This is a genomic window from Photorhabdus luminescens subsp. luminescens, from assembly GCF_001083805.1.
GTDB classification, from domain to species: domain Bacteria; phylum Pseudomonadota; class Gammaproteobacteria; order Enterobacterales; family Enterobacteriaceae; genus Photorhabdus; species Photorhabdus luminescens.
On record NZ_JXSK01000001.1, the window covers coordinates 1 to 25353 of the forward strand.

21 protein-coding genes and 1 pseudogene are annotated in these 25353 nt (G+C 45.7%); 14 read left to right on the forward strand and 8 right to left on the reverse strand.

The window, feature by feature from the left end; genetic code table 11:
• The 5 genes and pseudogenes from TI10_RS00005 to imm45 all read left to right on the forward strand — a co-directional run.
• Positions 1-2610 (forward strand): annotated as a pseudogene (locus tag TI10_RS00005) (toprim domain-containing protein); the annotation flags it as partial.
• Positions 2597-3697, forward strand: coding sequence for a site-specific tyrosine recombinase XerC (gene xerC, locus TI10_RS00010; protein ID WP_049581113.1), 1101 nt, complete (start codon positions 2597-2599; stop codon positions 3695-3697). The pseudogene TI10_RS00005 and the gene xerC, both read left to right, overlap by 14 nt.
• Before the next feature lie 210 nt (positions 3698-3907).
• The gene (locus tag TI10_RS00015) at positions 3908-4105 is read left to right on the forward strand and encodes a hypothetical protein (RefSeq protein ID WP_049581114.1); all 198 of its coding nucleotides are present in this window, start codon (positions 3908-3910) and stop codon (positions 4103-4105) included.
• 468 nt (positions 4106-4573) lie between these two features.
• Entirely contained in the window at positions 4574-5410 is an 837-nt protein-coding gene (locus TI10_RS24700) for a hypothetical protein (RefSeq protein ID WP_049581116.1), read from the forward strand.
• A 1-nt stretch (position 5411) separates the two neighbouring features.
• Positions 5412-5750: an Imm45 family immunity protein gene (gene imm45, locus TI10_RS00030; RefSeq protein ID WP_074524868.1), complete on the forward strand. Its 339-nt coding sequence runs from the start codon at positions 5412-5414 to the stop codon at positions 5748-5750.
• 68 nt (positions 5751-5818) lie between these two features.
• Here the strand turns inward: imm45 and TI10_RS24380 are convergent, their stop codons facing one another.
• Complete coding sequence (locus TI10_RS24380) at positions 5819-6046, reverse strand: SymE family type I addiction module toxin (RefSeq protein WP_080984967.1); 228 nt, start codon at positions 6044-6046, stop codon at positions 5819-5821.
• 117 nt (positions 6047-6163) lie between these two features.
• On the opposite strand from TI10_RS24380, the gene TI10_RS00035 reads away from it, so the two are divergent.
• From TI10_RS00035 to TI10_RS00050, 4 genes are all read left to right on the forward strand, one after another.
• The gene (locus TI10_RS00035) at positions 6164-6745 is read left to right on the forward strand and encodes a hypothetical protein (RefSeq protein ID WP_152962637.1); all 582 of its coding nucleotides are present in this window, start codon (positions 6164-6166) and stop codon (positions 6743-6745) included.
• Between the two features lie 14 nt (positions 6746-6759).
• Positions 6760-6987, forward strand: coding sequence for a hypothetical protein (locus TI10_RS00040; RefSeq protein ID WP_041381503.1), 228 nt, complete (start codon positions 6760-6762; stop codon positions 6985-6987).
• A 48-nt stretch (positions 6988-7035) separates the two neighbouring features.
• Positions 7036-7359, forward strand: coding sequence for a hypothetical protein (locus TI10_RS00045; protein ID WP_049581118.1), 324 nt, complete (start codon positions 7036-7038; stop codon positions 7357-7359).
• Positions 7360-7615: 256 nt separating this feature from the next.
• A complete protein-coding gene (locus tag TI10_RS00050; protein WP_049581119.1) occupies positions 7616-8158 on the forward strand; it encodes a DUF3916 domain-containing protein in 543 nt (180 codons plus the stop codon).
• Between the two features lie 121 nt (positions 8159-8279).
• Here TI10_RS00050 and TI10_RS00055 read toward each other — a convergent pair whose 3' ends face one another.
• The 3 genes from TI10_RS00055 to mfd all read right to left on the reverse strand — a co-directional run bounded on the left by TI10_RS00055 (position 8280) and on the right by mfd (position 14381).
• Entirely contained in the window at positions 8280-9125 is an 846-nt protein-coding gene (locus TI10_RS00055; protein WP_049581120.1) for a TauD/TfdA dioxygenase family protein, read from the reverse strand.
• A 30-nt stretch (positions 9126-9155) separates the two neighbouring features.
• On the reverse strand, positions 9156-10133 hold the full coding sequence (pvcA, locus tag TI10_RS00060) for an L-tyrosine isonitrile synthase (protein ID WP_049581122.1): 978 nt from the start codon (positions 10131-10133) through the stop codon (positions 9156-9158).
• A gap of 801 nt (positions 10134-10934) precedes the next feature.
• On the reverse strand, positions 10935-14381 hold the full coding sequence (gene mfd / locus TI10_RS00065) for a transcription-repair coupling factor (protein WP_049581123.1): 3447 nt from the start codon (positions 14379-14381) through the stop codon (positions 10935-10937).
• Positions 14382-14579: 198 nt separating this feature from the next.
• Between mfd and lolC the strand changes: the two genes are divergently transcribed.
• The 5 genes from lolC (at position 14580) to pepT (ending at position 19992) form a co-directional block, all read left to right on the forward strand.
• A complete protein-coding gene (lolC, locus tag TI10_RS00070) occupies positions 14580-15782 on the forward strand; it encodes a lipoprotein-releasing ABC transporter permease subunit LolC (RefSeq protein ID WP_049581127.1) in 1203 nt (400 codons plus the stop codon).
• Positions 15775-16479, forward strand: coding sequence for a lipoprotein-releasing ABC transporter ATP-binding protein LolD (gene lolD, locus TI10_RS00075; RefSeq protein ID WP_049581129.1), 705 nt, complete (start codon positions 15775-15777; stop codon positions 16477-16479). The genes lolC and lolD overlap by 8 nt, the downstream gene beginning before the upstream one ends.
• Positions 16479-17726, forward strand: coding sequence for a lipoprotein-releasing ABC transporter permease subunit LolE (lolE, locus tag TI10_RS00080; protein ID WP_049581130.1), 1248 nt, complete (start codon positions 16479-16481; stop codon positions 17724-17726). Before lolD ends, lolE begins: the two co-directional genes overlap by 1 nt.
• Before the next feature lie 93 nt (positions 17727-17819).
• On the forward strand, positions 17820-18671 hold the full coding sequence (cobB, locus tag TI10_RS00085; RefSeq protein WP_049581131.1) for a Sir2 family NAD+-dependent deacetylase: 852 nt from the start codon (positions 17820-17822) through the stop codon (positions 18669-18671).
• A 55-nt stretch (positions 18672-18726) separates the two neighbouring features.
• The gene (gene pepT, locus TI10_RS00090; protein ID WP_049581133.1) at positions 18727-19992 is read left to right on the forward strand and encodes a peptidase T; all 1266 of its coding nucleotides are present in this window, start codon (positions 18727-18729) and stop codon (positions 19990-19992) included.
• A 371-nt stretch (positions 19993-20363) separates the two neighbouring features.
• Here pepT and TI10_RS00095 read toward each other — a convergent pair whose 3' ends face one another.
• The 4 genes from TI10_RS00095 to purB all read right to left on the reverse strand — a co-directional run bounded on the left by TI10_RS00095 (position 20364) and on the right by purB (position 25332).
• The gene (locus TI10_RS00095; RefSeq protein ID WP_049581134.1) at positions 20364-21485 is read right to left on the reverse strand and encodes a ribosomal protein uL16 3-hydroxylase; all 1122 of its coding nucleotides are present in this window, start codon (positions 21483-21485) and stop codon (positions 20364-20366) included.
• A gap of 83 nt (positions 21486-21568) precedes the next feature.
• Entirely contained in the window at positions 21569-23032 is a 1464-nt protein-coding gene (gene phoQ / locus TI10_RS00100) for a two-component system sensor histidine kinase PhoQ (RefSeq protein ID WP_049582106.1), read from the reverse strand.
• A gap of 19 nt (positions 23033-23051) precedes the next feature.
• Positions 23052-23720 (reverse strand): two-component system response regulator PhoP, encoded by a 669-nt coding sequence (gene phoP / locus TI10_RS00105; protein WP_036781478.1) that lies wholly within the window; start codon positions 23718-23720, stop codon positions 23052-23054.
• Between the two features lie 241 nt (positions 23721-23961).
• Entirely contained in the window at positions 23962-25332 is a 1371-nt protein-coding gene (purB, locus tag TI10_RS00110) for an adenylosuccinate lyase (protein WP_049581136.1), read from the reverse strand.
• Between the last annotated feature and the right edge of the window lie 21 nt (positions 25333-25353).

The window sequence follows — 25353 nt, forward strand, 5'->3', positions numbered from 1 at the left end:
GTGCCGGTGATCGGCGGGCCGAATCGGCCAGTGTAGCCAGCCGCGGGCGGGTGCTGCAACTGTATGGCCGCCGAACCCAGCCGGATTACAAGGTGCTGAAAGACAGCCCGAAGCATCTGTACCTGCCGTCGCCACTGGCCGGGGTCTGGAACGAGGAAGCGATGAAAGCGGCTTCGGAAATATCCTGTGCGAAGCACTGATCGATGCGATGACCTTCTGGTGCGCCGGGTTCCGCAACGTGATCGCCGCCTACGGCGTGAACGGTTTTAACCGCGATCACCTCGGCCTTGCAGTATCACGGCGTGAAACGGGTGCTGATTGCCTTTGACCGGGACGAGGCCGGAGACCGTGGCGCGGCCAGTGTGGCGCTGACTTACTGGAATCCGGCATTGAGGCGTGGCGGGTGGCAGTTCCCGCCGGGCAATGGATGTCAATGACTATGCCGTCAAAAGTGGCAACGCCGAACATGCGCTGGGGCTGGCCCTGCAACAGGCGGTCTGGTTGGGACAGGGAACGGCACCAGGTGCAGTGTTCAGTCATGAGCGGCCCGTCTCGTCCAGATATGACGGAAAAGCCTCACAATGCAGATGTGGCTAAACCGGCTGCCTTAGCCGCCCCACCAGAGCTGACTGTTGCCCCCGTGCCTTGTGAGCGCACGGCCTGCGGTGAACTGCTGATGAAAAGCGGGCCCCGGGTCTGGCGGATACGGGGGATGAAAAAATCGCCGGTGCCCGATGTGATGAAAGTCAATGTGCAGGTGCGGGATGAAACGTCCGGCCTGTTCCATGTGGATACACTGGACATGTATCACGCGCGGCATCGTCAGAACTACATCAGCACGGCGGCGCAAGAGCTGGAATGCGAGCTGTCGGTCATCAAACGCGAAGCCGGGCGGGTCTTGCTGATGCTGGAGCAGCAACAGGACGCGCAACAGCAGGCCGACGCCGAAGCCTCAGGGACAACCGCAGTCACGGTCAGCGCAGAAGATGAAGCCGCCGCGCTGGCGTTGCTGACATCGCCAAACCTGACAGAACAGATTATCAACGACATGGCCGCCTGTGGCGTGGTCGGCGAATCGACCAATCTGCTGACCGGGTATCTGGCGGCGGTCTCGCGCAAACTGGATAAACCGCTGGCCGTGTTAATCCAGAGCAGCAGCGGCGGGAAATCCTCCCTGATGGACGCCGTGCTGAACCTGATGCCGGAAGAGGAGCGTATCCAGTACTCGGCGATGACCGGACAGAGCCTGTACTATCTGGGGAAACCTGCACATACTGGGGGCGGGACGGCCTATGCCCTGAAACTGTTACAGTCCGACGGCGAGCTGAAAATCGCCAGCACCGGCAAAAACGAACAGAGCGGCGAACTGGTGACGCGGGAATACAAGGTGCAGGGACCGGTCATGCTGATGTTAACGACGACGGCCATTGATGTGGATGAAGAGCTGCTGAACCGCTGTCTGGTGCTGACGGTCAACGAATCGCGCGAGCAGACGCAGGCCATCCACGCGATGCAACGGCACCGTCAGACACTGGCAGGGTTGCTGGCTGACTCAGAGAAAGGTTATCTGACGCAGTTACACCAGAACGCCCAGCGCTTGTTAAGGCCGCTGAAAGTGGTCAATCCTTACGCCCATCAACTGACGTTCCTGTCAGACAAAACCCGGATGCGGCGCGACCATATGAAATACCTGACGCTGATACAGGCCATTGCCTTGCTGCGCCAGTATCAACGTGAAGTGAAGAAAACGACCCACCGCGGACAGGTCATCGAATATATCGAAATCACCCAAGACGACATTACCCTCGCCAACCGGCTGGCGCATGAGGTGCTGGGGCGCACGCTGGATGAAATGCCGCCGCAGACGCGTAAGCTGTTACTGCTGATACAAGAGATGGTGAACGCACAAGCGCAAATCCAGCACTGCCAGCCAAACGAAGTGCGCTTTACCCGGCGGGATATCCGCGCCTTTACCCACTGGAGCGACAGCCAGCTCAAGAACCACTGTCAACGGCTGACGGAAATGGAATACCTGTTGTTGCATGGCGGCAGCCGGGGACACCTGCTGCATTATGAACTGCTGTGGGACGGGGAAGACAACGGCGCAGCCCACCTGTGCGGCCTGCTGGATGTCGGAGAACCGGACTCAGAAACCGCCGGCAGTGAACGCAAGTCTGACCCGGAAGGTCGCAAGTCTTCCCCAAGTCCGGGGCAAGTCTGGCCTGAGTCTGGGGAAGAAAAACCCGCATCAGCCCGGACAGCACAAGAGTCAGCGGGGGCACAAGTCCGGGCAGATGAAAACGCTATTATTAAGGAAAATAATCACAGAGACGCATTGCCCGTGCCCGACAGGGATAAAACATCGGAAGCCATCCCGACAGGTCATGAGAGCAAGTCTGACTTAAATGAACGCAAGTCTGCCTCAAGTCTGGGTCAAGTTAGGGTCAAGTCTGGGGTGAAAAAATCCCCATCAGGGCAGACAGAACAAGGGTTCAGCGTGCCACAAGTCGGGTAACGGAAGACACAGTGATAAAAGGAAAAAAGAAAACGCGCCCCTTGTCTGCGCCCGCCACTCAATCTCAACCGGAGGTCAATCATGGCAAACCGTAAACCGCGCAAAGGAAGTCTCCTGACCGTCGATGACGTCTACCGTCAGCCGGTGGGTCCAGCGCATGACCCAAAAAGCCTGTATGCGCTGCTGCTGCGCTTTGTGGCGTGGCGGCAGGAGCGGAACTGGTCGGAGACGACATTGAAAGTGCAGACCCATCATACTTACCGCTTTATCCTGTGGGCCACCGAACGGGGCCTGTACTCTGCCGCTGATATCACGCGGCCAATACTGGAACGTTACCAGCGCTACCTGTACCAGTACCGCAAGACCAACGGGGAGCCGCTGAGTATCCGCACCCAGCGCACGCAGTTGCAGCCGTTGCAGGTGTGGTTCAAATGGCTGACGAAACAGAACCTGATACTGGCGAACCCGGCAGCGGACATTGAATTGCCGCGGGAAGAAAAACGGCTGCCAAAATATATCCTGAGCATTGATGAAATCGAGCATATCCTGTCGCTGCCTGACCCGCATACGTTGCAGGGCGCACGCGACCGGGCATTGATGGAACTGCTCTGGTCAACGGGGATACGGCGCAGTGAAGCGGCCCGGCTCGATATCTACAGCATTGACGGGGCACGCAAAACGGTGACCATCCGGCAGGGCAAGGGCAATAAAGACCGGGTATTGCCCCTCGGCGAACGGGCCTTAAGCTGGCTCCAGTTCTATCAGCAACAGGTTCGCCCGCAACTGCTGGTCACCCCGGACCTTCAATCGCTGTTCGTGGCGATGGACGGTCTGGACGGGTTGCAACCGAACGGTATCACCCATGCCGTGAGCGGCTATATCCGGGCCGCCGGCATTGAGAAAAAAGGCGCCTGCCACCTGTTCCGGCACGCGATGGCAACCCAGATGCTGGAGAACGGGGCGGACCTGCGCTGGATACAGGCGATGTTAGGCCATGCCAGCGTGGAATCCACCCAGGTGTATACGCAGGTCTCTATCCGGGCCTTGCAGGTGGTACATGCCAGCACCCACCCGGCGGAGCAAATGGCCGACGAAAAAGTCAGCGACGCCGATGAGGTGGGTTTACTGGCCGACCTGTACGCCGAAGCTGACACGCCGCCAGACAGCCCGACGCCGACTTGACACCCCGATATCCGCTGACTGTCCGCCCGCCCCCGTTAAGCTGGGCGGGTTCGGTGTGGGGGCAGACCGTGGCCGGACTGCCCGTTGGCATCGGCGCACGCGGGGGTAAATAGTCGTCAGGCGGCTTAACCTCTGGCGTCCCCGTAGAGCCGGTCCAGGCCGCCCAACGCCTATTCAACATAATGCGAGGGAATTATACGCACTGCGCCGATGAGCAAAGGTAACAACCTGAGCATCCATGAGCGGCTTAATGCGTATAATTGGCATTATGTCTGGCGCCCCCGCGGGTTGGCATTGGCGGGTGTGGCGCACAAGGCTGGCGCCTTCTGCTGTCAGCATCTGAGCCGGCCATCGGCAACTCAGCGTGCTTCTTTAGCTGCCGCGTTATCGTCCAGTCAACACCCCTGAAGGCAGGTCGGCCTGCGGCCTCCGCTAATTTACCGCCCCCCGCCCCAACCCTGCTTCACTGGCTGCGCGCGGCTCACACTGCGCTGCGCTCCGTTGCTCGTTCCCGTGCTCGCCATCGCCGCCCCGTGCAGCCCCCCGGGGGGCTTCCCTGAACAAAACCGTGTGGTCATGCAAGGCTATGCGCAACCCGAAGCCACAGTGCCTCAGAGCGTCGCAGGGGCGCCGCTTGCGGGCTCTATGCCGCCCGCGCCCGCAGAACGGTCACCCGCCGCCCAAGCAAGTTGGGCGACGTTCGCCCGTTGCCGAAAAAGGGACTCCCCTGACAAGGGCACGGCGGGAAAAACCGGCCTTCGGAGGCGAAAAGCGCGTCAGGGAGTTTTGGGTTCGGCGGTGAACGGACATGGGAAAAAACGGGTTGTAACTGACTGATGGCATTAGGAAAATCGCTGTTCGTCGGTGAGGTTCGCAATGGAATGCGTTGTTGTTGAGAATAATCACTTAAGCGTTGACCAGAATCGTTCAAGGAGCGAGGAACTGGTCAATTGTCAGGGAGATAGTAGTTGTCGTACGACAGTCAGGGATAAATATCGGCAGGAATATGATCAGGTTCAGGCGCGGATAGCAACGTGTTCAGGGGCTGACCAGTGCGTTGCGGTTGCCAAAGAATTGCGGGCATTACAGGGTGATTACAGTGCCCGGATGAGCGAAATCCAGGAAAAAGCCAGAATGCAGGGACTGGATTCCCTCACACCGGCAGAAGTGCGGGAATGGGCTGATTTACGGGGTGCGATGTCGAATATTGATGCCTCCCGCAATTTGGTGCTCCATCGTGCCCAAGTCACCGGCGGCTCAGAAGAAACCACCCAGGAAATCGTGAAGATTATGGGGCAGACGGGAATTGCTGCGTCTGCCGGAGTGGCCGGAGGGATTAGTAAGGCTGGAGTTAAAGGGACAAAAGTAAATAATGGAAATACGGATAAGCTTCCAAATGGACAACAGGTCAACCATTTTGAAGAAAGTATACATAATCTCCGTCCCGGAGAGCGAGTGGCACAAATTAAGCAAATGGTGACATTAGTTGTTTCATCAAATGGAATGACCAAAGATAATAGGTTAACTAAATTGAATAATAGAGATGTTTATAGAGGAAATGATGGATATCTCTATGCTGTAGATACACAGCATGGCCGTTTCGAGAAAGTACATCCCAAAACAGGTAAGCATCAAGGTGAAGTGGATATGGGAATGAAAGCCATAGCTAACAGTATTGATAAGTCAGGCGGGCATGATTTAAAGGTTAAATAGTATGAAAAATATGACAAAGTTAATAGATATTAAGACTTCTACCTTAAGAAGCGGGAATGTTTTCCGTGTGCCGGGACAATGGCCTTATGAAGAGTTTGTCGATTTTATGGTAGTTGATTTATCAAGTAGTGAGCGTCCTTATGGATTAATTGTTACTTCTGGACATAAGGCAGGTTTGATGTTGGTAAAATTCCCGGCAGAATGTAGTTTGAATGAGATAAGAGGATTAAGTACTCAATGGGTTATAGATAATTGGGCGGAATGGATTTATCCAGAATGTAATGTAGAAGATGTTCATGTACTTGAAAGATATTTAATCACACCTGAGACTAAATATTAGTTTTTTTGATTTTAGGAACATCCCTTGTATTGATCCCAGCCAAGGCGCTGGGATTTTCTCTTTAACCCTCAGTTGTTCTCAACGAGCCGGATAATCGATTGCCCCCATTCAATGGTTACTTGTACTGCCTGCCCGGTGGCAAAGCCCGCTTCTTCCAGCCAGTTGTCTTTAAGGTGCAGGCTGACGAGGGCACGGCGGGAAAAACGGGCCCTCGGGGGCGAAAAGCGCGTCAGGGAGTTTTGGGTTCGTCGGTGAACGGACATTGGAAAAAATGGGTTGTAACTGACTGATAGCATTAGGAAAATTGACGTTCGTCGGTGAAGTTCGCACTGGAGTGAGTTGTTACTGACAATAATGCTCTAGCTGTACCCATGCCACCGCCACCGATAGCGGGTTCAAACACGGGTGAGGCCGTGAACGAAGCAAATCAGACGATAGCTTCAGCTTTGGACAAGAAGCTCAAGGAGATAGGAGAAACACTAGATAAAGCTACAGAGTGTTCATTTGGACGGGTATGTTCTTCAGATTATGTGGATGGTGAAAATCAACCAAATGTAGGGAAGAACCTGACGAATGAAGAAAAGACAAAGTATGGTGGAGTCGGTTCTGGACCACCAGATGGTTGGGAGCCGCAAGATGAGGAAAATGCACGTAATAATAGTGCGCTTCCATCTAAGGACAATCTTAATCAAGCTGCTTCAGCCCCTAACCGTAATGGCTTGACGGATGCTGGACGTGCATTACAAAAGCACGGAGGAAGGGAAGGTTCTGTGTATTCATATTCTAGCCAGAAAGCATCTGTCTTAAATCAGGAAGCTCAAACTATAGTTAGTGAAATACTAAGTAATCCAAATACCAAAATAGAATCTAGGATTGTTTTTGAAAATAAACAGAGGATTACTGTAGTTGAAGCAACTGCTCCTGATGGACGTGCGTTGCGATTTAATGCTGATGGTACAAGATTGATTGGATTCCGTGAGCCATCCAGTAAATGATAGAGAGGAAAAATATGTTGGAATATAGTGTAGGTAGTTCTGCTGACCGAGATGATCTTTATGCTGAACTATCTTTCAATAGGGTCCAGTGGGGGGAAATATCATTATCTGAGGACAAAAAATCAGTGAATATTATTATTTATCCTGATAATAATATTTTAGAGTTCAGATATGATGAATTTCTGCACATTGTAGAAAAGGCAAAAGCTCACCTGCTTAGTTTGGAACCATTATCTGAGTGACCAAAATCCCAGCCACTGAGCTGGGATTTTTTCCTCTGTTAGCTTGTTGTGGAGAATAATCACTTAAGCGTTGACCAGAATCGCTCAAGGAGCGAGGAACTGGTCAATTGTCAGGGAGATAGCAGTTGCCGTACGACAGTCAGGGATAAATATCGGCAGGAATATGATCAGGTTCAGGCGCGGATAGCAACGTGTTCAGGGGCTGACCAGTGCGTTGCGGTTGCCAAAGAATTGCGGGCATTACAGAGTGATTACAGTGCCCGGATGAGCGAAATTCAGGAAAAAGCCAGAATGCAGGGACTGGATTCCCTCACACCGGCAGAAGTGCGGGAATGGGTTGATAACCGTATCAACCGAATCAGGGGGCTATAGGGAATATGAATGAATTTCTTACTCAACCCGGTTTTGGGGCTCAAATAGAAAATAGTACATAAAAAAACAGCCAAATATATCAGGAGCAGAGTGTTTACAAAGCCAATAATAATATTGGAAAAGTGATCAACCATATCTTGATGGTCAACATAAAAACCATCTTGAGGTTTTTATAATAAAGGGAAATTTAGGGCTACCTTAAACTTAGATGGTAAACCAGACCAAAACTGATGCTGCTAAAGGAAGGGAATTATAAATGTCTATGCGTAGAATAGCGTTGAGCAATAAAAAACTGCGTGGTATACCACGTAGACTACGCTCATTGAAAATATGGTCCGAGTCATATAAAACCTATTTTCCTATTATCACTGAAAATGATTATTCTTACGGTTATTGGAATGTCAAAATTCCGGTGCATTCAGCACTGGTACAAGGAAAACAGACTAACAAAAATATTCAATCTATTTGTGCTCAAGATTTGATAGATGCAGCTTATAACATTTATAAAGCGAAGCCAGACAACGAAAATAATATAAGAGTTACTTGCTCCATTGTATTGCCTGATATGTTTTCAAGTGAATTATGTATATTCACATCTGAGGAATATTTCAATGAACATACGCGTAATGGATATGGTCGGTTTGGTAAAATAACTTTATTAAGTGAGTGGAGTTTATGCAAAAAATGGAACTTACGATTACCTGATGGCTTTTCAGAGCTAGGTGTTCTTAGAATAAGTGAAGATGACGAGGGAAAGCCTTATTATTCTGAATACTGGTGTATTGGTGAAGTTAACTAAATATAAGAATTTGGTGGATTAGATTAATAAATGCAATTTTCCGTAAAGATAGATCATTTGACTTCCAATATATTGCAGTGGAAGTCAAATAATCTTTCTGGTTCTTCGTTGTATAAGAATACTATGATCTTAACGCTTGATTATTAAATACCGGATTAGATTGAATATGGATTCTTTGTAAATGCCTTTCTGATTTAGAAGTAAATCCTTCACGTCCATGTAATAGAGAGAAATTATCCACAATTACCAGGTCGCCTTTTTTCCATGCATGAGCATATAAATGGCGTTTATCATATAGTGTTTTGATAAAATCTTGCTGAAATTTCTCTACTTGATCTGAGTTGATATTATGGTATTCAATAGCATGTTTATTCAGGAATTTTTCTCCATCTATTGCTGGCTCATTATACCTGATAACGTATCCGTTTCCGTCCGGGTGTTCTTCCAGTAAAGGGGAGTGAACTTCTCCACCATAATGAGTGACTTTATTAATGCGATAAGTAATAGATATATTTTTCCATTGTTCTAATTGCTGTTGAGTAGCATTAGCAACAACACGACGAGTATTGACAAAGGTTGTTCTGCCCCCTTGGTCGCTTTCGGGTGCGTGGGCACAGTGGAACATAATAAATTCGGGAATTGTCGGTTTATACATGCCATCCCAGTGCAACGGCATATAGCTGTTGTCAAAAACGTGATCGGTAGCACCTTGGTGTTCACGAACATCCAAAATAGCACCAAACGGCCACATCATTATTTCTCCCCAATTGCGGGCATATTCTTCATATTCTTTGTGATCAGATAAGTCAGATTTGAAGCCACGTAATATAAGTAGATGATGTTTTCTAGCCAATTCTTTCAGTTGTTCCACTGATAATGTATCAATATGTTGTTCGGAATATTGAGGCGTAATTTCTAAACCAAAAGGGGTTATCTCTTCTGTCTGAAAGTTATTTAATGCTGTCATCGTTATTTTCCTTTAAATTATAATTTCTCTTTAAATCACATAGTGACTAGGTTTTCCATGAATATCGACTAGTTTTCCACCCATCATCTGGACTTCTTTATGTTTCATAAGTATGAATTGTCCATTTACATTGGCTGCGACACCGTGCCAAGGAGTTAACCAATCATCCCGGGTTGGCATCATATGAATACCAAATTTAATACTATTTGCTGGCTGAGGATGAATAGATAAACGTATGGCATTTGGAAAATGGGTATCTAATAAACTTCCCCACGCCCAACTTCGTTGAACAACACCGATGGCCCTTTGTTTGGCATCTTTTTGTAGGGCATTGTTTGATCCAGTATAGCCGGGTAATAAGCTGTCTTCATATAAGAAACGGGTGACTGCACGATATAATTGTAATCCATCACTATTTTGCAACAGTTCGTCTTTAATAGATTCTTCCGAACGGGCATAATGTTTGACTAACATTTGCCGCTGTAAATTGAAATCATCACTATGTTCGCAGAGTTCTTTATCGTCATTAAGGTTAAATGTACTTAAATTGATAGCACCCACTTCATGAAGTAATTGTTTAATATCTTCATGATATTGGCTGATAACTGTATCACTGACGCGAATGAGATCACCAAAAACATGCCCATCAGAGCAAATAATAATACGGGCGCCAGGAGGATAATAAAGCTGAATACGTTGGCAAAGAGAATTAAGAAAAATCAAAGATAAGCGTTCTGCCATATCCGGAGCAGTACCAAGCACTTTATTTCTGTTTGGTGACTTGGTTGGGAATGCGGGTAAAATGAATTCGATAGGTTTTTTATTCCTGATAAAGTATTCAATTCTAGGTAATTGGACAGATTTAATAGTCTCTTCTTCTTTAGCAGAATCTCTCCCTGGATCAGTTAGGCGCCTGCGATATTGCAATAATTCGCGCAGAATCTGCATGGAAATATTGTGAAAGGAAACATTCTCGGATGTAATATTATTATCGGTGACACTTTGCATAATTATGGTTTCTCATACTTATTGTAAATATCCATTCTTTGATTTCTTTAGAAATAGATAAACAGCGGTTTTACTAATTGGTATGGGCGAAGTGTAAGATAATGCAATTAAAAGATGATATAATATTTAAGAATATCTAATAATATTATTTTTTCTAAACAATTTGTTTGAATATGATTTATATAATTAATCAATATATTTGATTGATTGTTACATTAAAGTACGGTTTTACAGGGCTATTAAAACGCTAGGAAACTGGTACGATCACTGTAATTAAATATCCTTAAGATTAAGTCAGTACAGGTAAAATTGGGATGCCGATAATTTCATATTGGTAATTTTTACCGGAATTCACCTTAAATAAGATCGATAAGGCTTTTTTTCCTTTACTCACCAATATATTTATAAAAATTATATAATCTAGTTATTGCATAAGAAAAAATTATAATTTCAATGAAGGAATAAACTATTAAAGTAAAAAGATAAATTACTGCATGAGATTGATAATAAAGAATATTATTACAACCATGACCCTATTTAGTTATTGTTTTCCGAAAACTAAGTTCGTCCTTAATCCAATCGAATTAGTAATCCTTATTCCATATGAATATTACAATATGATTATTATTTTAGAATAAATATTGATGAGTAAATTACAGCATAACCATTCAATATCGCAGATGAAGATTGGTTTTGATTTTAACAGAGTACGTGGAAGAGGCAGAGAGTTGTACGATGTGAATTAAATTATGGTACTTCCCCACAGACTGACAAATCAATCATAGGGGAAGTGAAGATGACTTAAGAACAGATTTGATGATGTTCAAAAGTATCAAGTAATTGTTGAATGAATTCCAGCCGAGCTATTCTTTCGTTCAGGTCTATGATGAATTTCAGTTTAGCGGGGCCATCTAATCGGTAAATTTCAGGTTGTTTCTGTAACAGACCGATAAGATAAGTTGGATCGACTTTATTTTTCTCACTAAATTCGATGAATCCTCCTTTTTCATGGGCTTCTATTCGTTTAATACCTAATTTTTGAGCTGACAGGCGAATGGCTGCTGATTGTAATAAATGGCGCCCCGGATTAGGTAATGTGCCGAACCTGTCTATCAGTTCAACCTTCAATTCTGTTAATTCTGATTCATCTTTGGCGCTGGCAATACGTTTATAAAAAGACAAACGCATATTGACATCAGGAATATAATCGTCAGGCAACAAAATAGGCATCCGCAATTCAACGTCAGTTTGGCTATTGGCCAAGTCTTCAAGTGAAGGTTTACGGCCTGCTTTTAGTGCATCGACAGCACTTTCCAACATCTCCATGTAGAGAGTGAAGCCGATGGTTGTCATTTGACCACTCTGTTCTTCACCCAGGAGTTCTCCGGCTCCACGGATTTCAAGATCGTGAGTCGCCAGTGCAAAACCGGCGCCTAAATCTTCAAGGGAGGCGATGGCTTCCAGACGTTTGTGGGCATCGGTTGTCATTGCTTTTGGGTGTGGTGTCAGCAGGTAAGCATAAGCCTGATGGTGAGAGCGTCCGACGCGTCCACGCAATTGATGCAATTGGGCCAGGCCAAAATGGTCGGCACGTTCAATAATGATGGTATTGGCGCTTGGAATATCAATGCCTGTCTCAATAATTGTGGTACAAATCAGAACGTTAAATCGTTGATGATGGAAATCAGTCATCACCCGTTCCAAATCCCGTTCACGCATTTGTCCATGACCAATTGCAAACCGCGCTTCTGGTACTAATTCTTCGAGACGCAGTTTCGCTTTCTCAATATTTTCAACGTCATTATAGAGGTAGTAAACTTGACCACCGCGCAAAACTTCACGCAATATGGCTTCTCGCACCACCAGACTGTCGTACTCGCGCACGAAGGTTTTGACTGCCAGACGACGAGCGGGCGGGGTCGAAATAATTGAGAGATCCCGCATACTACTCATTGCCATATTGAGCGTTCGGGGAATTGGCGTTGCGGTGAGGGTCAGAATATCGACGTCGGCACGCATGGCTTTGATCTGCTCTTTGTGACGAACACCGAACCGGTGCTCTTCATCGACAATTAATAAACCAAGGTCTTTCCAGCGCAGGTCGCTTTGTAGCAGTTTATGCGTGCCAATAATAATATCGACTTTACCTTCGGCAGCCATTTCAACGATTTGCTGCTGTTCCTTGGCGCTGCGAAAGCGGGATATCATCTCTATACGTACAGGCCAATTAGCAAAGCGATCGCGGAAGTTATCAAAGTGTTGCTGAGCCAGTAGGGTTGTCGGAACCAGTACCGCCACCTGCTTGTCATTATGGACTGCCAAAAATGCGGAGCGCATTGCAACTTCGGTTTTGCCAAATCCGACATCACCGCAAATTAAGCGATCCATCGCTACTGGTTGACACATGTCATTCAGAACCGCGTTAATCGCCTGTTCCTGATCTGGGGTTGTTTCAAATGGAAAGCTCTGACAGAACAATTGGTATTGTTCCCAATCATGTTTAAAAGCAAATCCTGGTTTTACGGCGCGATGAGCATAAATATCAAGGAGTTCCGCGGCCACATCGCGCACTTTTTCGGCTGCTTTCTGGCGGGCTTTGTTCCAGGCTTCTCCGCCCAATTTGTGTAATGGGGCATTTTCATCTGCACCCCCTGCGTAGCGGCTGATTAGATGCAGGGAAGATACCGGAACATAGAGTTTATCGTCACCAGAATAACTTAGGATCAGATATTCAGCTTTGATACCACCTGCTTCCAGCGTGGTTAACCCTTGGTAGCGGCCAACGCCATGCTCTAAATGGACCACTGGTTGACTGGCGCGTAATTCCGCAAGGTTACGGATCAGGGTATCAGTATTAATTGTGCGGCGAGTGTCTTGACGGCGACGAACAACACGCTCACCGAGCATATCGCTTTCACAGATCAGAGCCAATTCACTCTTTGTATCGATAAAACCATGTTCAGCAGCACCAATCATCAAAAAGTGACCTGGCTGTTGTGCTTGATGCAATTTGCTGATTTTATTGGGTTTAATCTTTATTCGTGACAATAATTCTTGTAATGCCTCTTTGCGTCCTTCACTCTCAACAGAGAAAATAACGCGGCCATTGAATTGTTCAAGGAAACGACGAAGCTTATCCAGCGGCGCCTTATTTTGCGCAACCACGGAGAGATCAGGCAGTAGCTGATAATCAAGATTGACGTGATTCGTTTTTTTGCTCAATTCCTCCGTTTTAAGTTGAATGCGGGGCCAGTTTTTTAGCGCTGAGAATAAATTATCCGCCGGAAGCCAAAGCTCTTCTGGCGGTAAGAGAGGTCGCATTGGATCAATTTTACGGCTCTCGAAGCGCTGTTGAATATCTTGCCAGAAACGTTCAGCGGCATTATTGATTTCTTGGCTGAGAATCAGGGTGTTATCAGGTAGGTAATCAAATAATGCAGGCAGGGGTTGGCTGAAAAACAACGGTTGCCAGTATTCTATCCCTGCCGGTAACGTACCTTTACTGACTTGCTGATAAATATGCTCACTGTCACGACGGACTTCAAAACGTTCCCGCCACTGGCTGCGAAACAGTTCAATCGTCTCTTTATCTGTTGGGAATTCATGTGCAGGCAGTAGGTTGATTTGCTTAACTTCAGTCAGCGTGCGTTGGCTGTCAACATCGAAAATGCGTAAGCTATCGATTTCGTCATCAAAGAAATCAATACGATAGGGATGCTCACTTCCCATTGGAAAAAGATCAAGTAGTGCGCCGCGAGTGGCAAATTCGCCATGTTCAAGAACTTGTTCGACACTACGATAGCCAGCTTGTTCTAATTCAGCACGGAGTTTATCCCGTGAGAGTCTCTGACCTTTATGCATAACCAGCGCGTGTCCGTTGAGGTACTCATGAGGGCAAACCCGTTGCATTAAGGTATTTATCGGCAGGATTAAAACACCTTTGGTCATCGTCGGCAGACGGTAAAGTGTAGACAGGCGGCTGGAAATGATTTCCTGATGGGGAGAGAAGCTGTCATACGGCAGTGTTTCCCAATCGGAAAGAAGATCAATAGGGCAGTCGGTAAACTGATGAATTTCATCATGCAGACGCAAGGCGTTTTGCATGTCTTTGGTTATCAGTACGACAGGTCCTTGATGGCGTTCGATAATTTCAGCACACTCTACAGCGCAAGCGGCGCCAATAAGTTGACCTAATTGACGGTTATCACCGCGGCGTTCAGGAAGTTCATAACGATATTTTGAGGACATAAGCGTAAATGTGTTCTCTATGATTCAGTCCATTCCCAACGGGCTTTCGATGCATATATGGTCTTCGAGTAAACACGCAGGCTGGTTGAGAGAAAATAAAAAAACCACAGAATCTGGGTGTTGGTGGTTCCATAAAATATAACTACCCTTTATTATCCCCGAACACTTTGCTTTGGCAACAGGGGCGTAACAGATTTCATGTTTCAATCTGTCTCATTATTTATAGGTTTGCGGTATATGCGTGGCCGGGCGGCTGACAAATTTGGTCGGTTTGTTTCATGGCTGTCAGCAATTGGCATTACTCTCGGTGTTGCTGCATTGATTACAGTATTGTCCGTGATGAACGGTTTTGAGCGTTCATTGGAAACCAGTATTCTTGGCTTTATGCCACAGGCGGTTGTGACGTCGGTAAACGGCTCGCTAGACCCAAAAGCGCATCCTGTCAGTGAACTTGCGGATCTAAAGCAGGTTAACAGAATTACACCATTGGTGACGGGGGATGTGGTATTGCAAAGCGCCCGGAATGTCGGTGTCGGTGTGATGTTGGGCATCACTTCTGATGAATATGAGCCGCTGACTGAATATTTGATCGGCGCTGATTGTCATCAACTTTCACCCGGTAGCTACAATGCTATTTTAGGCGAAAGACTGGCCGGGGAGCTTGGCGTAAAACGTGGCGATCGCATTCGCCTAATGGTGCCAGGTGCAAGTCAATTGACACCAATGGGGCGTATTCCTAGTCAGCGTCTATTTACTGTTATTGGTACTTTTACATCTAATAGCGAAGTCGATGGCACACAGATTCTGGTTAATCAGCAAGATGCCGCTCGTCTGATGCGCTATCCGCCAGGTCACATTACTGGCTGGCGTCTCTATCTTTCAGAACCATTGGCTGTAGATAGTTTGAGTTTACAAACCCTGCCGGAAGGGTTGTTGTGGAAAGATTGGCGTGAACGTAAAGGTGAGTTTTTCCAAGCGGTAAGGATGGAAAAAAACATGATGGGCTTATTGTTAAGTCTGATTATTGCTGTGGCTGCATTTAATATCATTACTTCGCTTGGTTTACTGGTGATGGAAAAACAGGGAGAAGTGGCGATTTTGCAGACACAGGGGCTGGTACGTCGTCAGGTGATGGCGATTTTTATGATCCAGGGAGCGGGAGCTGGGATCGTCGGCACTTTATTGGGAACTGGGCTTGGTGTTTTGCTTTCCAGTCAGCTTAATAACTTAATGCCGCTTATTGGTCTGTTGACCTCTGGTGTTGAACTGCCTGTTGCCATTGAGCCGCTACAGGTTGTTACAATTGCAATTTCAGCGATGGCGATTGCTCTATTGTCTACGTTATATCCCTCCTGGCGTGCTGCTGCCATCCAACCTGCTGAGGCTTTGCGTTATGAATAATCAACCACTATTGTTGTGTAATAATCTGTGTAAAAAATATCAGGAAGGGCAAGTACTGACCGAAGTGCTGAAAAATGTCACTTTTGCTGTCAATCAAAGTGAAATGATGGCGATTGTAGGAAGTTCCGGCTCAGGTAAGAGTACGCTTCTGCATTTGCTTGGCGGGTTGGATACGCCGACTTCTGGTGAAGTCCTGTTTAAAGGGCGCTCGTTGAATAAAATGTCCTCTGGAGCCAGAGCGGAACTGCGCAATCATGAATTGGGTTTTATTTATCAATTTCACCATCTGTTGCCGGATTTTAATGCGATAGAGAATGTCGCTATGCCGCTGTTGATTGGCGGTAAAAATCGCAGTCAGGCACAGAAGAAAGCATTAGAAATGCTGGCGGCTGTTGGTTTGGAGAAGCGAGCTCATCACCGGCCATCAGAATTATCAGGCGGTGAACGCCAGCGTGTGGCAATTGCCAGAGCGTTGGTTAATGAGCCGTCTTTAGTTTTAGCGGATGAACCTACTGGTAACCTCGATTTACGTAATGCAGATAGCATCTTTGCATTATTGGGGGAGCTTAATCGGCAGCAAGGCACGGCATTTCTAGTCGTCACCCATGATTTGAATCTTGCCGGCAGATTAAATCGTCAGGTGGAGATGCGTGATGGTTATTTACAGGATGAGTTGACCCTGGCGGGGGCGTTGTAATGGCGAATTTGCCTCTTTCTTTGGTTACTGCCTTGCGATTTAGCCGCGGGCGTCGCCGTGGCGGTATGGTATCTCTGATTTCTGTAATTTCTACGCTAGGGATTATGCTGGGTGTCGCTGTTCTCATTATTGGTCTGAGCGCCATGAATGGTTTTGAACGAGAATTGAGAAACCGCATTCTTTCTGTTGTTCCTCATGGTGAAATCTATACGGTTCATCAGCCTTTTGAACAGTGGCAGCCTGCATTGGAACGGGTAAAGAACACCACCGGTGTGGTTGCTGCTTCACCTTATATTACTTTCACTGGATTGATGGAAAAAGGCGCCAGCTTGCATGCGGTGCAGGTGAAAGGGGTTGATTTAACCACTGAATCTCAGGTCAGCTCATTGCCACAATTTGTACAAGATAATGCCTGGCAAAACTTTCAGGCTGGTCATCAACAGGTCATTCTGGGGCAGGGGGTTGCAAATGCCTTGAAGGTTAAGCAGGGTGACTGGCTGACTGTTATGATCCCGAATAGTGATACTGAAATGAAACTGTTGCAACCAAAACGGATTCGTTTACAGGTTAGCGGAATTTTTCAATTGAGCGGTTTACTTGATCATAGTCTGGTTCTGATTCCTTTGGTTGATGCTCAACAATATTTGGATTATGGGCAGGGGATTACGGGCATTGCGATCAAGGTTGATGATGTGTTTGCCGCTGATCAACGGGTAAGGTCTGCCGGGGAAGCATCACAGGAATATGTCTATATCAGCAGTTGGATGAGAAATTATGGCTATATGTATCATGATATTCAGATGGTACGTAGCATTATGTATCTGGCGATGATTCTGGTGATTGGCGTGGCGTGTTTTAATATCGTTTCTACTTTGATTATGGCGGTAAAAGATAAGAGTAGCGATATTGCTATCCTGCGAACCCTCGGTGCTAAAGATAGGCAAATTAGAGCGGTTTTTCTCTGGTATGGATTACTGACGGGTATGACGGGCAGTATTGCCGGTGCGATAACCGGCGTGTTGGCATCACTGAATCTGACAGCGCTTATTCATGGGCTAGAAAAGTTGATCGGTCATCAATTTCTTTCCGGTGATGTTTACTTCATTGATTTCCTGCCATCTGAGTTGCATGGCGTAGATGTTCTGTATGTTCTGGCGACGGCTTTGATTCTGAGTTTATTAGCCAGTTGGTATCCGGCAAGACGGGCAAGCCGGCTTGATCCGGCACGAATTTTAAGTGGAAAATAATTAATCTATTATTGGCATGAGCTAATCAAAACGTTATGGTGTAAAAAACAGAAACCTAAACAGCATTTAAGCAATCTTATTAAGGAAATCAGTATGCGAGTTCGTCGTCGGCTCAGTCGGCTTGGCCGGCTTCGTAAGGTTAAGCGTTTAAGGCAGCAGAGGTTTCGTAGTCGGATTTTTTATAGAGATAATCGATTGGCGCTTAATATGAAAAAACCTTACATCGTGGTATTGACGGGAGCTGGCATTTCGGCTGAATCGGGTATTCGGACTTTTCGCTCCTCTGATGGGTTGTGGGAAGAGCATCGGGTGGAAGACGTTGCTACACCTGAAGGTTTTCAGAAAGATCCAGAATTGGTGCAGGCATTTTATAATGCTCGGCGTCATCAACTTAAGCAATCAGAAATAAAACCGAACGCAGCGCATTATGCTTTAGCCGCGCTGGAGCACGAGCTTGGCGATCATTTTTTGTTGATTACCCAGAATATCGATAATCTTCATGAGCGGGCGGGCAGCTATCGCACGGTGCATATGCATGGTGAGTTGTTCAAAATCCGTTGTTGCCAATCTGGGCAAGTGTTTGAGTGGACAGACGATTTGACGACAGATGAGCGTTGCCATTGTTGTCAATTCCCTTCGCCATTGCGTCCACATGTTGTTTGGTTTGGTGAAATGCCTTTGGAGATGGAACAGATCTATTCGGCACTGGCTCAGGCAGATATTTTTATCGCTATCGGCACCTCTGGCCATGTTTATCCTGCGGCTGGATTTGTGCATGAAGCTAAACTGGCAGGAGCGCACACGGTAGAGTTGAACTTAGAACCGAGTCAGGTAGAAAGCTTATTTGATGAAAAGCATTATGGACCAGCCAGTAAGATAGTAGATGAGTATGCCAGAAGGTTAATTGATAGTATTAAAGAATTTAAAGCTGATTTGACGCAATAATTATTGTGTTTCTCTTCCTCATAATGGGTAACAAAATTCCAGGGGGAAGAGAATAATGGACAGATTACTAGAGCGTTTTTTTAAATATATATCTTTTGATACTCAGTCAAAGCCGTCAGCGAAGACTATTCCCAGTAGTCATGGACAGCTCGAACTCGCTAACGCGCTGAAACAGGAGCTGGTCGAATTAGGTTTTTCCAATGTAATACAGGATGCTCATGGTTGTGTTATGGCAACATTACCTGCCAATACATCTTGGCCTGTACCTGCTATCGGTTTTATTGCTCACCTTGATACTTCACCTGATTTCTCTGGAAAAAATGTAAGTCCACAAATGCTGGAAAATTATCGAGGTGGTGAGATTGCTCTGGGAGCGGGTAATGAAGTGTTATCGCCGGTTATGTTTCCTATCTTACATAACATGTTGGGGAAAACACTGATCACCACCGATGGCAAAACATTGCTTGGCGCCGATGATAAAGCGGGTATTGCAGAAATTATTACTGCAATGGTTCGTTTGAAAAGTAGCAATATCTTACATGGTGATATTCGGATTGCGTTTACGCCTGATGAGGAGATAGGTAAGGGGGCGCACTATTTTGATATTAATTCATTTGATGCTGAGTGGGCATACACCGTAGATGGCGGTGGTGTAGGTGAATTGGCATTTGAAAACTTCAATGCAGCGGTAGTAACCGTTAAGATTGTTGGTAATAATGTTCACCCTGGTAATGCTAAAAATGTGATGATTAATGCTTTATCGCTGGCGATCCATATCCATCAGGCATTGCCATCGGAAGAAACACCGGAACGTACCGATGGATATGAAGGCTTCTATCATTTGCAACGTATTAAAGGCACGGTTGAGTGTGCTGAAATGCACTATATCATTCGTGATTTTGATCGGAATAACTTCGAAGAACGTAAAAAGAAGATGATTAAAATTGCGGAAAAAGTCGGTGAGGGGTTGCATCCTGGTTGTTATATCGAACTGACTATCGATGATAATTATTACAATATGCATGATGAAGTTACCAAATATCCGCATGTTATTGAAATTGCCAAACAGGCAATGCTGGATTGTAATATTGAACCCGTTATTAAACCTATTCGTGGTGGTACTAATGGCGCACAATTGTCATTCCGTGGCTTGCCCTGTCCGAATATATTTATGGGAGGGTATAATTATCATGGTAAACATGAATTTGTTTCGTTGGAAGGAATGGAACAAGCTGTAAGTGTTGTCATGCGTATTGCTGAATTAACCGCACTGTTGTCTAAAAAGTCGGAAATAAGTCAGGCGTTTTGCAGCGTTAATTAATTTGATCAGATATTAATGGTAAATTTAATATTACAAATTTTTAATAAAGTTTACGAAATTCTCCCTCCTGAATGCTGATTGAGAGCGAAACGAACTTAGCAGCCCCCCACTATAATCACTTGTGATTTAGTGGGGAGAGCAAGTTACAGGCAGTGAGTGAATAACGGGTCTAGATGTTGAACAGAATTAATGGTCTTTGATAACTATACCCTTCATCTTTCAAGCTGCTGCTTTGTTGGCTGCTTTCACTCACCCCAGTCACATCGTTATCTATGCTCCTGGGGATTCGTTCACTTGCCGCCGCGCTGCAACTCGAAATCTATTAGGTATATATTGAATATTAAATGAAATTAACCTTTTGAGGTGAGGTATCAATCATTAAAGTACCAGTAACCACTATTGACCAATGCAGTGAGCAGTCTGATAAAACGAACATCATCTATCGCTTCACCAAGCATTTCTGCATTAATTTCATAATAGTGGCAAAGAACATTAGCTGCTTTAATATGAGGTGTATTTATTAATTCACCGTTAACAAAGCATTGATCGCCAATCCTTATAACCCGTAACCCGTTAAGGCGGTGGAGATTTTCACCTTGTTTCATTAATTCATAAATTTCATCACTTTCATAAGGTGGCTCTGGTGGAGCAATATCAAGTTCATGTCGTGACTGAGAGATAAATTCACCAAACCATTGCTGGAAAGTCTCAGGTTGTGCCAATAACTCGTTCATCATGGCATGTAGCGCTGATAGTTCATGCGGCTGGACCAGTGCCGGGTTCTCGCGGAAAGTCAGATCAGGATCGCTATAACGATAGCTGCCTAAATCATTAGCCAGTACATGATCGGCGAAGCTACTGAAAAGTTCACGGGAATTGGGGGCGCGGAAACCAACTGAATAATTTAGTGACTCTTCGATGGAATAACCTTCATGGGGAAATCCGGGTGGGATATAGAGAATATCGCCAGGTTCCATCTCTTCGTCAATAATGGCATTAAAGGGATCGACCTGTAATAGATCGGGGTGAGGACAGCGTTGTTCCATTGGTAGCTTTTCCCCAATGCGCCAGCGACGGCGGCCCATTCCTTGAATGATAAACACATCGTATTGGTCAAGATGCGGACCAACACCACCACCGGGAACGGAGAAGGACACCATCAGATCGTCTATCCGCCAGTCAGATAATACGCGGAATGGTTGCATTAGCGCGGCGGAAGGATGGTGCCAGTGATTAACCGCTTGTACCAGCAGCGACCACTCTTTTTCACCTAAATGATCGTAACTTTCGAATGGACCATGAGAGACATCCCAACGGCCATTTTTCTGGCTGACCAGGCGGCAGTCAACTTCATTTTCCATAGCCAGACCCGCTAGTTCATCGGGAGTAAGGGGATCAATGAATTGACGGAAGCCTTGTTTAATCAGTACAGGCTGTTTTTGCCAATGATTCTGCAAAAACGCCTGCCAGTCCAGGTTCAACTGATAGTCCATAGTGATATCCTGAGTGTGGAGTGAATTTCAAGGTATTATAACCAATAGTTAAATCCAGTATCAGACTGCATTGGCATATTTAACTAATCGTCATCATTAATTTGTTGGCATCGGAATATAACACAAATTCTGGCGCCGCCAAGTGGGCTGTCATTGATACTGATATCACCTTTGTATTGTTCGATAATTTCAGAAGCAATTGACAATCCTAGCCCTTGACCAGGCCTCAAAGTATCAACACGTTGGCCTCGCTGGAAAATCATTTCCCGTTTTTCAATTGGCACCCCTGGACCATCGTCATCGATAATAATCATTATCGAATCGTGATCGAGCGCCACAGAGATCTCAACAAATTTAAGGCAATATTTACAGGCGTTTTCCAGCACATTACCCATGACTTCCATAAAGTCATTTTTCTCGCCAAGCCAGGTGATCTCCGGTGAGACATCTAACGTGAGACTGACCCCTTTACGTTGATAAACTTTTGTTAAAGCGCTGCACAGGCTATCCAGTAAAGCAGGAACAGAAGAAACTTTTCGCATAATGGCGCTATGTTCACTGCGCATACTGGCTCGATGTAGATAATAGCCTATCTGCTGAGAAATACGGCCAATTTGCTCCAACATGATGGGTTCTGCTTGTTGAATAGTCATTTGTTTGCTGTCGCGTAAAGAACGGAGAGTTGATTGTAAAACAGCCAATGGCGTTTTCAAGCTGTGTGTCAGATCAGCCAGTGTTGTCCGGTATTTTATATAGCGGTTGCGTTCATTATTGAGCAGCACATTAAGGTTACGAACTAGCCCCCGTAGCTCCGTCGGTGGGTTTTCATCCAGTTTTTCCCGTTCACCTTTTTCTAACGAACTGATCTGATGAATAAGCGATTTAATTGGCCGTAAACTCCAATGGGCTGCCAGCCAGATCAATGGGATAACCAGAATAAGATTGGCAATCAACACATAACCGAACCATTCCCACACCAGAACCGTTTTTTGTAAATCCTGTGGAATGGTATCGATGACTACAATAGTTAATGCTGGCAAATGAGCTGTCGCACTATATTTGTTGACAGAAACGGAGTGGGTTAGCTCGTTATCTTCATTTTCGTCAAGTGCGTCAAGTTTACCTAATTGCCCTTGTGTGTTAGCCGAGTTTTTTAGCAAGTCGCGGCTGCTTTTTAGATCAGTATCCAGTTCATATAAACCGTCTTCTTTTAACCATTCGCTGGGAATAGAGTTTTCGACTTTTGGGATATGGCGTTGACGCCAGAGGATGGTACCTTTGTTGTTATAAATCAGCACCAATGATGGGTTATTCAGTGTGAAATTAGGGGGTACTGAAATATCCAGCTTATTATTATTCCACTGAGCAAGGCTGAAAAATAGATTACTTTGACTGCGTAGCAGTGTATAAGCGGTTTTATCAAAACTGACCAGATAGCCGACAATGGCAACAATACCGTAAGACATGGTAAGAGCAAGAATAACCGCAGCAGTTGCCATTAAAAACCGAGTACGGAGTGAGAAAGGCTGCTTTTTGTGCTTAAGCACTTTTTTACTGATGAAAGTTTTATACATCAAAGCGATAGCCTTGACCACGAACAGTCACGATAGCTTCATAGGGCCAGATATCTAATATCTTCTTTCTTAGTCGCCCTATTAAAACATCAATGGAATGGCCTTCGCGCAGTTCAGCATCGGGATATAATTGGCGCATTAATGACTCTTTAGTGACGACTTTGTCGCTATTACACATTAGGATTTCAATGATGCGGTATTCAAACGCTGTTAGTTTGACGCTCTCTCCGTAAACTGTTAACTCCTTGCGTGACAGATCAATTTTGAACGGTGGGAATTCAATAATCTGAGAAACCAGCCCATTATTACGGCGTAGGAGTGCCTGCATACGGGCAATAATTTCTTCAAGATGAAAGGGCTTAGTAACATAGTCATCCGCTCCTGCATCAAGAACCGTGACTTTTTCTTGCCAACTTTCGCGGGCGGTCAGAACAAGAATGGGAAGTTTTTCATCTTTCTGGCGCCAGCGACGGATCAGACTCAGACCATCTTCTCCGGGCAAGCCAAGATCGACAATGGCAATATCGGGTTCGCTCTCAACCAGATAGTAATCGGCTTCTTTGGCGTTTGCCGCGGCATCAACTAGATGGCCGGTATCACGAAGCTGTACCGTTAAATGGTGACGCAGTAACATGTTGTCTTCAACGATCAATATCCGCATGGAATAATCCTTCTCAACTTCAGCAGGCAGTGTTGTAATAATCAATTCATTCGGACTGTCATATAGACAAAACTGCCGGTAAAAAATTCAATGCAATGGTTCTGGCTGAATATGTTAGATACATGGATCTGTAACAGCAAGACGTTAAGTAGAAATAGAGAATATAACTTTAAAGTGTGTTTGGGATTGGTTTAATAAGGATAGCAACAGACGGATGTTTTATCCGTCTGTTGAATATCAATTACTGCAATTCATCGACCAGTGTAATTGCACGGCCAATATAATTTGCTGGTGTCATGACTTTCAGGCGTGTTTTCTCTTCTTCCGGTAAATCCAATCCATCGATAAAGATTTTCATCCCTTCAGCATTGACGCGTTTACCGCGGGTAAGTTCTTTGAGTTTTTCATAAGGTTTTTCGATACCATAGCGACGCATTACTGTCTGGATAGGCTCAGCAAGCACTTCCCAGTTTTGATCGAGCTCATCCAGCAAGTGCTGCTCATTGACTTCCAACTTATTCAAGCCTTTCATCGTAGATTGATAGGCGATCAGAGCATATCCCAGGCCAACACCTAGGTTACGTAATACAGTCGAATCCGTCAGATCGCGTTGCCAGCGGGAAATTGGTAATTTGCTTGCCAGATGACCAAATACCGCATTTGCCAGTCCCAGATTGCCTTCTGAGTTTTCAAAGTCAATTGGATTGACTTTGTGTGGCATAGTGGAAGAACCGATTTCACCGGCAACCGTTTTCTGTTTGAAATGGTTAAGCGCAATATAACCCCAAATGTCACGGTCAAAATCAATCAGAATCGTGTTGAAACGGGCGATGACATCGAACAATTCAGCAATATAATCATGGGGTTCGATTTGAGTCGTGTATGGATTCCACTTGATGCCGAGTGAAGTCACAAAAGTTTCACTAAAGTGATGCCAATCAACCTGTGGGTAAGCAGCTATATGGGCATTATAGTTACCCACGGCACCGTTAATTTTGCCGAGTATTTCGACTTGTTCCAGTTGGCGATACTGGCGCTCCATCCGGTGAGCAACATTGGCAAACTCTTTACCAACTGTGGAAGGTGTGGCCGGTTGACCGTGAGTGCGAGATAACAGTGGTAAGTCTCGATATTCATTCGCCATTTTTTTGATGGCATCAATCATCTGACGCCATTGTGGTAAAAGTACTTCTTCTCGAGCTGTTTGTAGCATCAGCGCATAAGCTAGATTGTTAATATCTTCAGAAGTACAGGCGAAGTGAATAAACTCAGAAACTTTGTGTAGTGCGGGAACATGTGCAACTTTCTCTTTCAGAAAATATTCCACTGCTTTGACATCGTGATTAGTGGTGCGTTCGATAGTTTTAATACGCATTGCATCCTGTTCATTGAAATTTGCGATAATTTCATTCAGGTAAGCGTTTGCGTCTGTATCAAAAGCGGGAACTTCTTTAATTTCAGCACATTCTGCCAGTTTTTGCAGCCAACGTACTTCAACCTGCACTCGGAATTTCAGTAAGCCAAACTCACTAAAAATGGTACGTAATGCGCTGACTTTATCGCCGTAACGGCCATCGATCGGAGAAACAGCAGTCAGTGAGGATAATTCCATTGGTAGCAACTCCCGGATTTT

Excerpts from the sequence above, each read along its gene's own strand:
- xerC (WP_049581113.1), top strand. The coding sequence starts at position 2,597 with ATGGCAAACCGTAAACCGCGCAAAGGAAGTCTCCTGACCGTCGATGAC.
- TI10_RS00015 (WP_049581114.1), top strand. The coding sequence starts at position 3,908 with ATGAGCAAAGGTAACAACCTGAGCATCCATGAGCGGCTTAATGCGTAT.
- TI10_RS24700 (WP_049581116.1), top strand. The coding sequence starts at position 4,574 with ATGGAATGCGTTGTTGTTGAGAATAATCACTTAAGCGTTGACCAGAAT.
- imm45 (WP_074524868.1), top strand. The coding sequence starts at position 5,412 with ATGAAAAATATGACAAAGTTAATAGATATTAAGACTTCTACCTTAAGA.
- TI10_RS24380 (WP_080984967.1), bottom strand. The coding sequence starts at position 6,046 with ATGCTATCAGTCAGTTACAACCCATTTTTTCCAATGTCCGTTCACCGA.
- TI10_RS00040 (WP_041381503.1), top strand. The coding sequence starts at position 6,760 with ATGTTGGAATATAGTGTAGGTAGTTCTGCTGACCGAGATGATCTTTAT.
- TI10_RS00050 (WP_049581119.1), top strand. The coding sequence starts at position 7,616 with ATGTCTATGCGTAGAATAGCGTTGAGCAATAAAAAACTGCGTGGTATA.
- TI10_RS00055 (WP_049581120.1), bottom strand. The coding sequence starts at position 9,125 with ATGACAGCATTAAATAACTTTCAGACAGAAGAGATAACCCCTTTTGGT.
- pvcA (WP_049581122.1), bottom strand. The coding sequence starts at position 10,133 with ATGCAAAGTGTCACCGATAATAATATTACATCCGAGAATGTTTCCTTT.
- mfd (WP_049581123.1), bottom strand. The coding sequence starts at position 14,381 with ATGTCCTCAAAATATCGTTATGAACTTCCTGAACGCCGCGGTGATAAC.
- lolC (WP_049581127.1), top strand. The coding sequence starts at position 14,580 with ATGTTTCAATCTGTCTCATTATTTATAGGTTTGCGGTATATGCGTGGC.
- lolD (WP_049581129.1), top strand. The coding sequence starts at position 15,775 with ATGAATAATCAACCACTATTGTTGTGTAATAATCTGTGTAAAAAATAT.
- lolE (WP_049581130.1), top strand. The coding sequence starts at position 16,479 with ATGGCGAATTTGCCTCTTTCTTTGGTTACTGCCTTGCGATTTAGCCGC.
- cobB (WP_049581131.1), top strand. The coding sequence starts at position 17,820 with ATGCGAGTTCGTCGTCGGCTCAGTCGGCTTGGCCGGCTTCGTAAGGTT.
- pepT (WP_049581133.1), top strand. The coding sequence starts at position 18,727 with ATGGACAGATTACTAGAGCGTTTTTTTAAATATATATCTTTTGATACT.
- TI10_RS00095 (WP_049581134.1), bottom strand. The coding sequence starts at position 21,485 with ATGGACTATCAGTTGAACCTGGACTGGCAGGCGTTTTTGCAGAATCAT.
- phoP (WP_036781478.1), bottom strand. The coding sequence starts at position 23,720 with ATGCGGATATTGATCGTTGAAGACAACATGTTACTGCGTCACCATTTA.
- purB (WP_049581136.1), bottom strand. The coding sequence starts at position 25,332 with ATGGAATTATCCTCACTGACTGCTGTTTCTCCGATCGATGGCCGTTAC.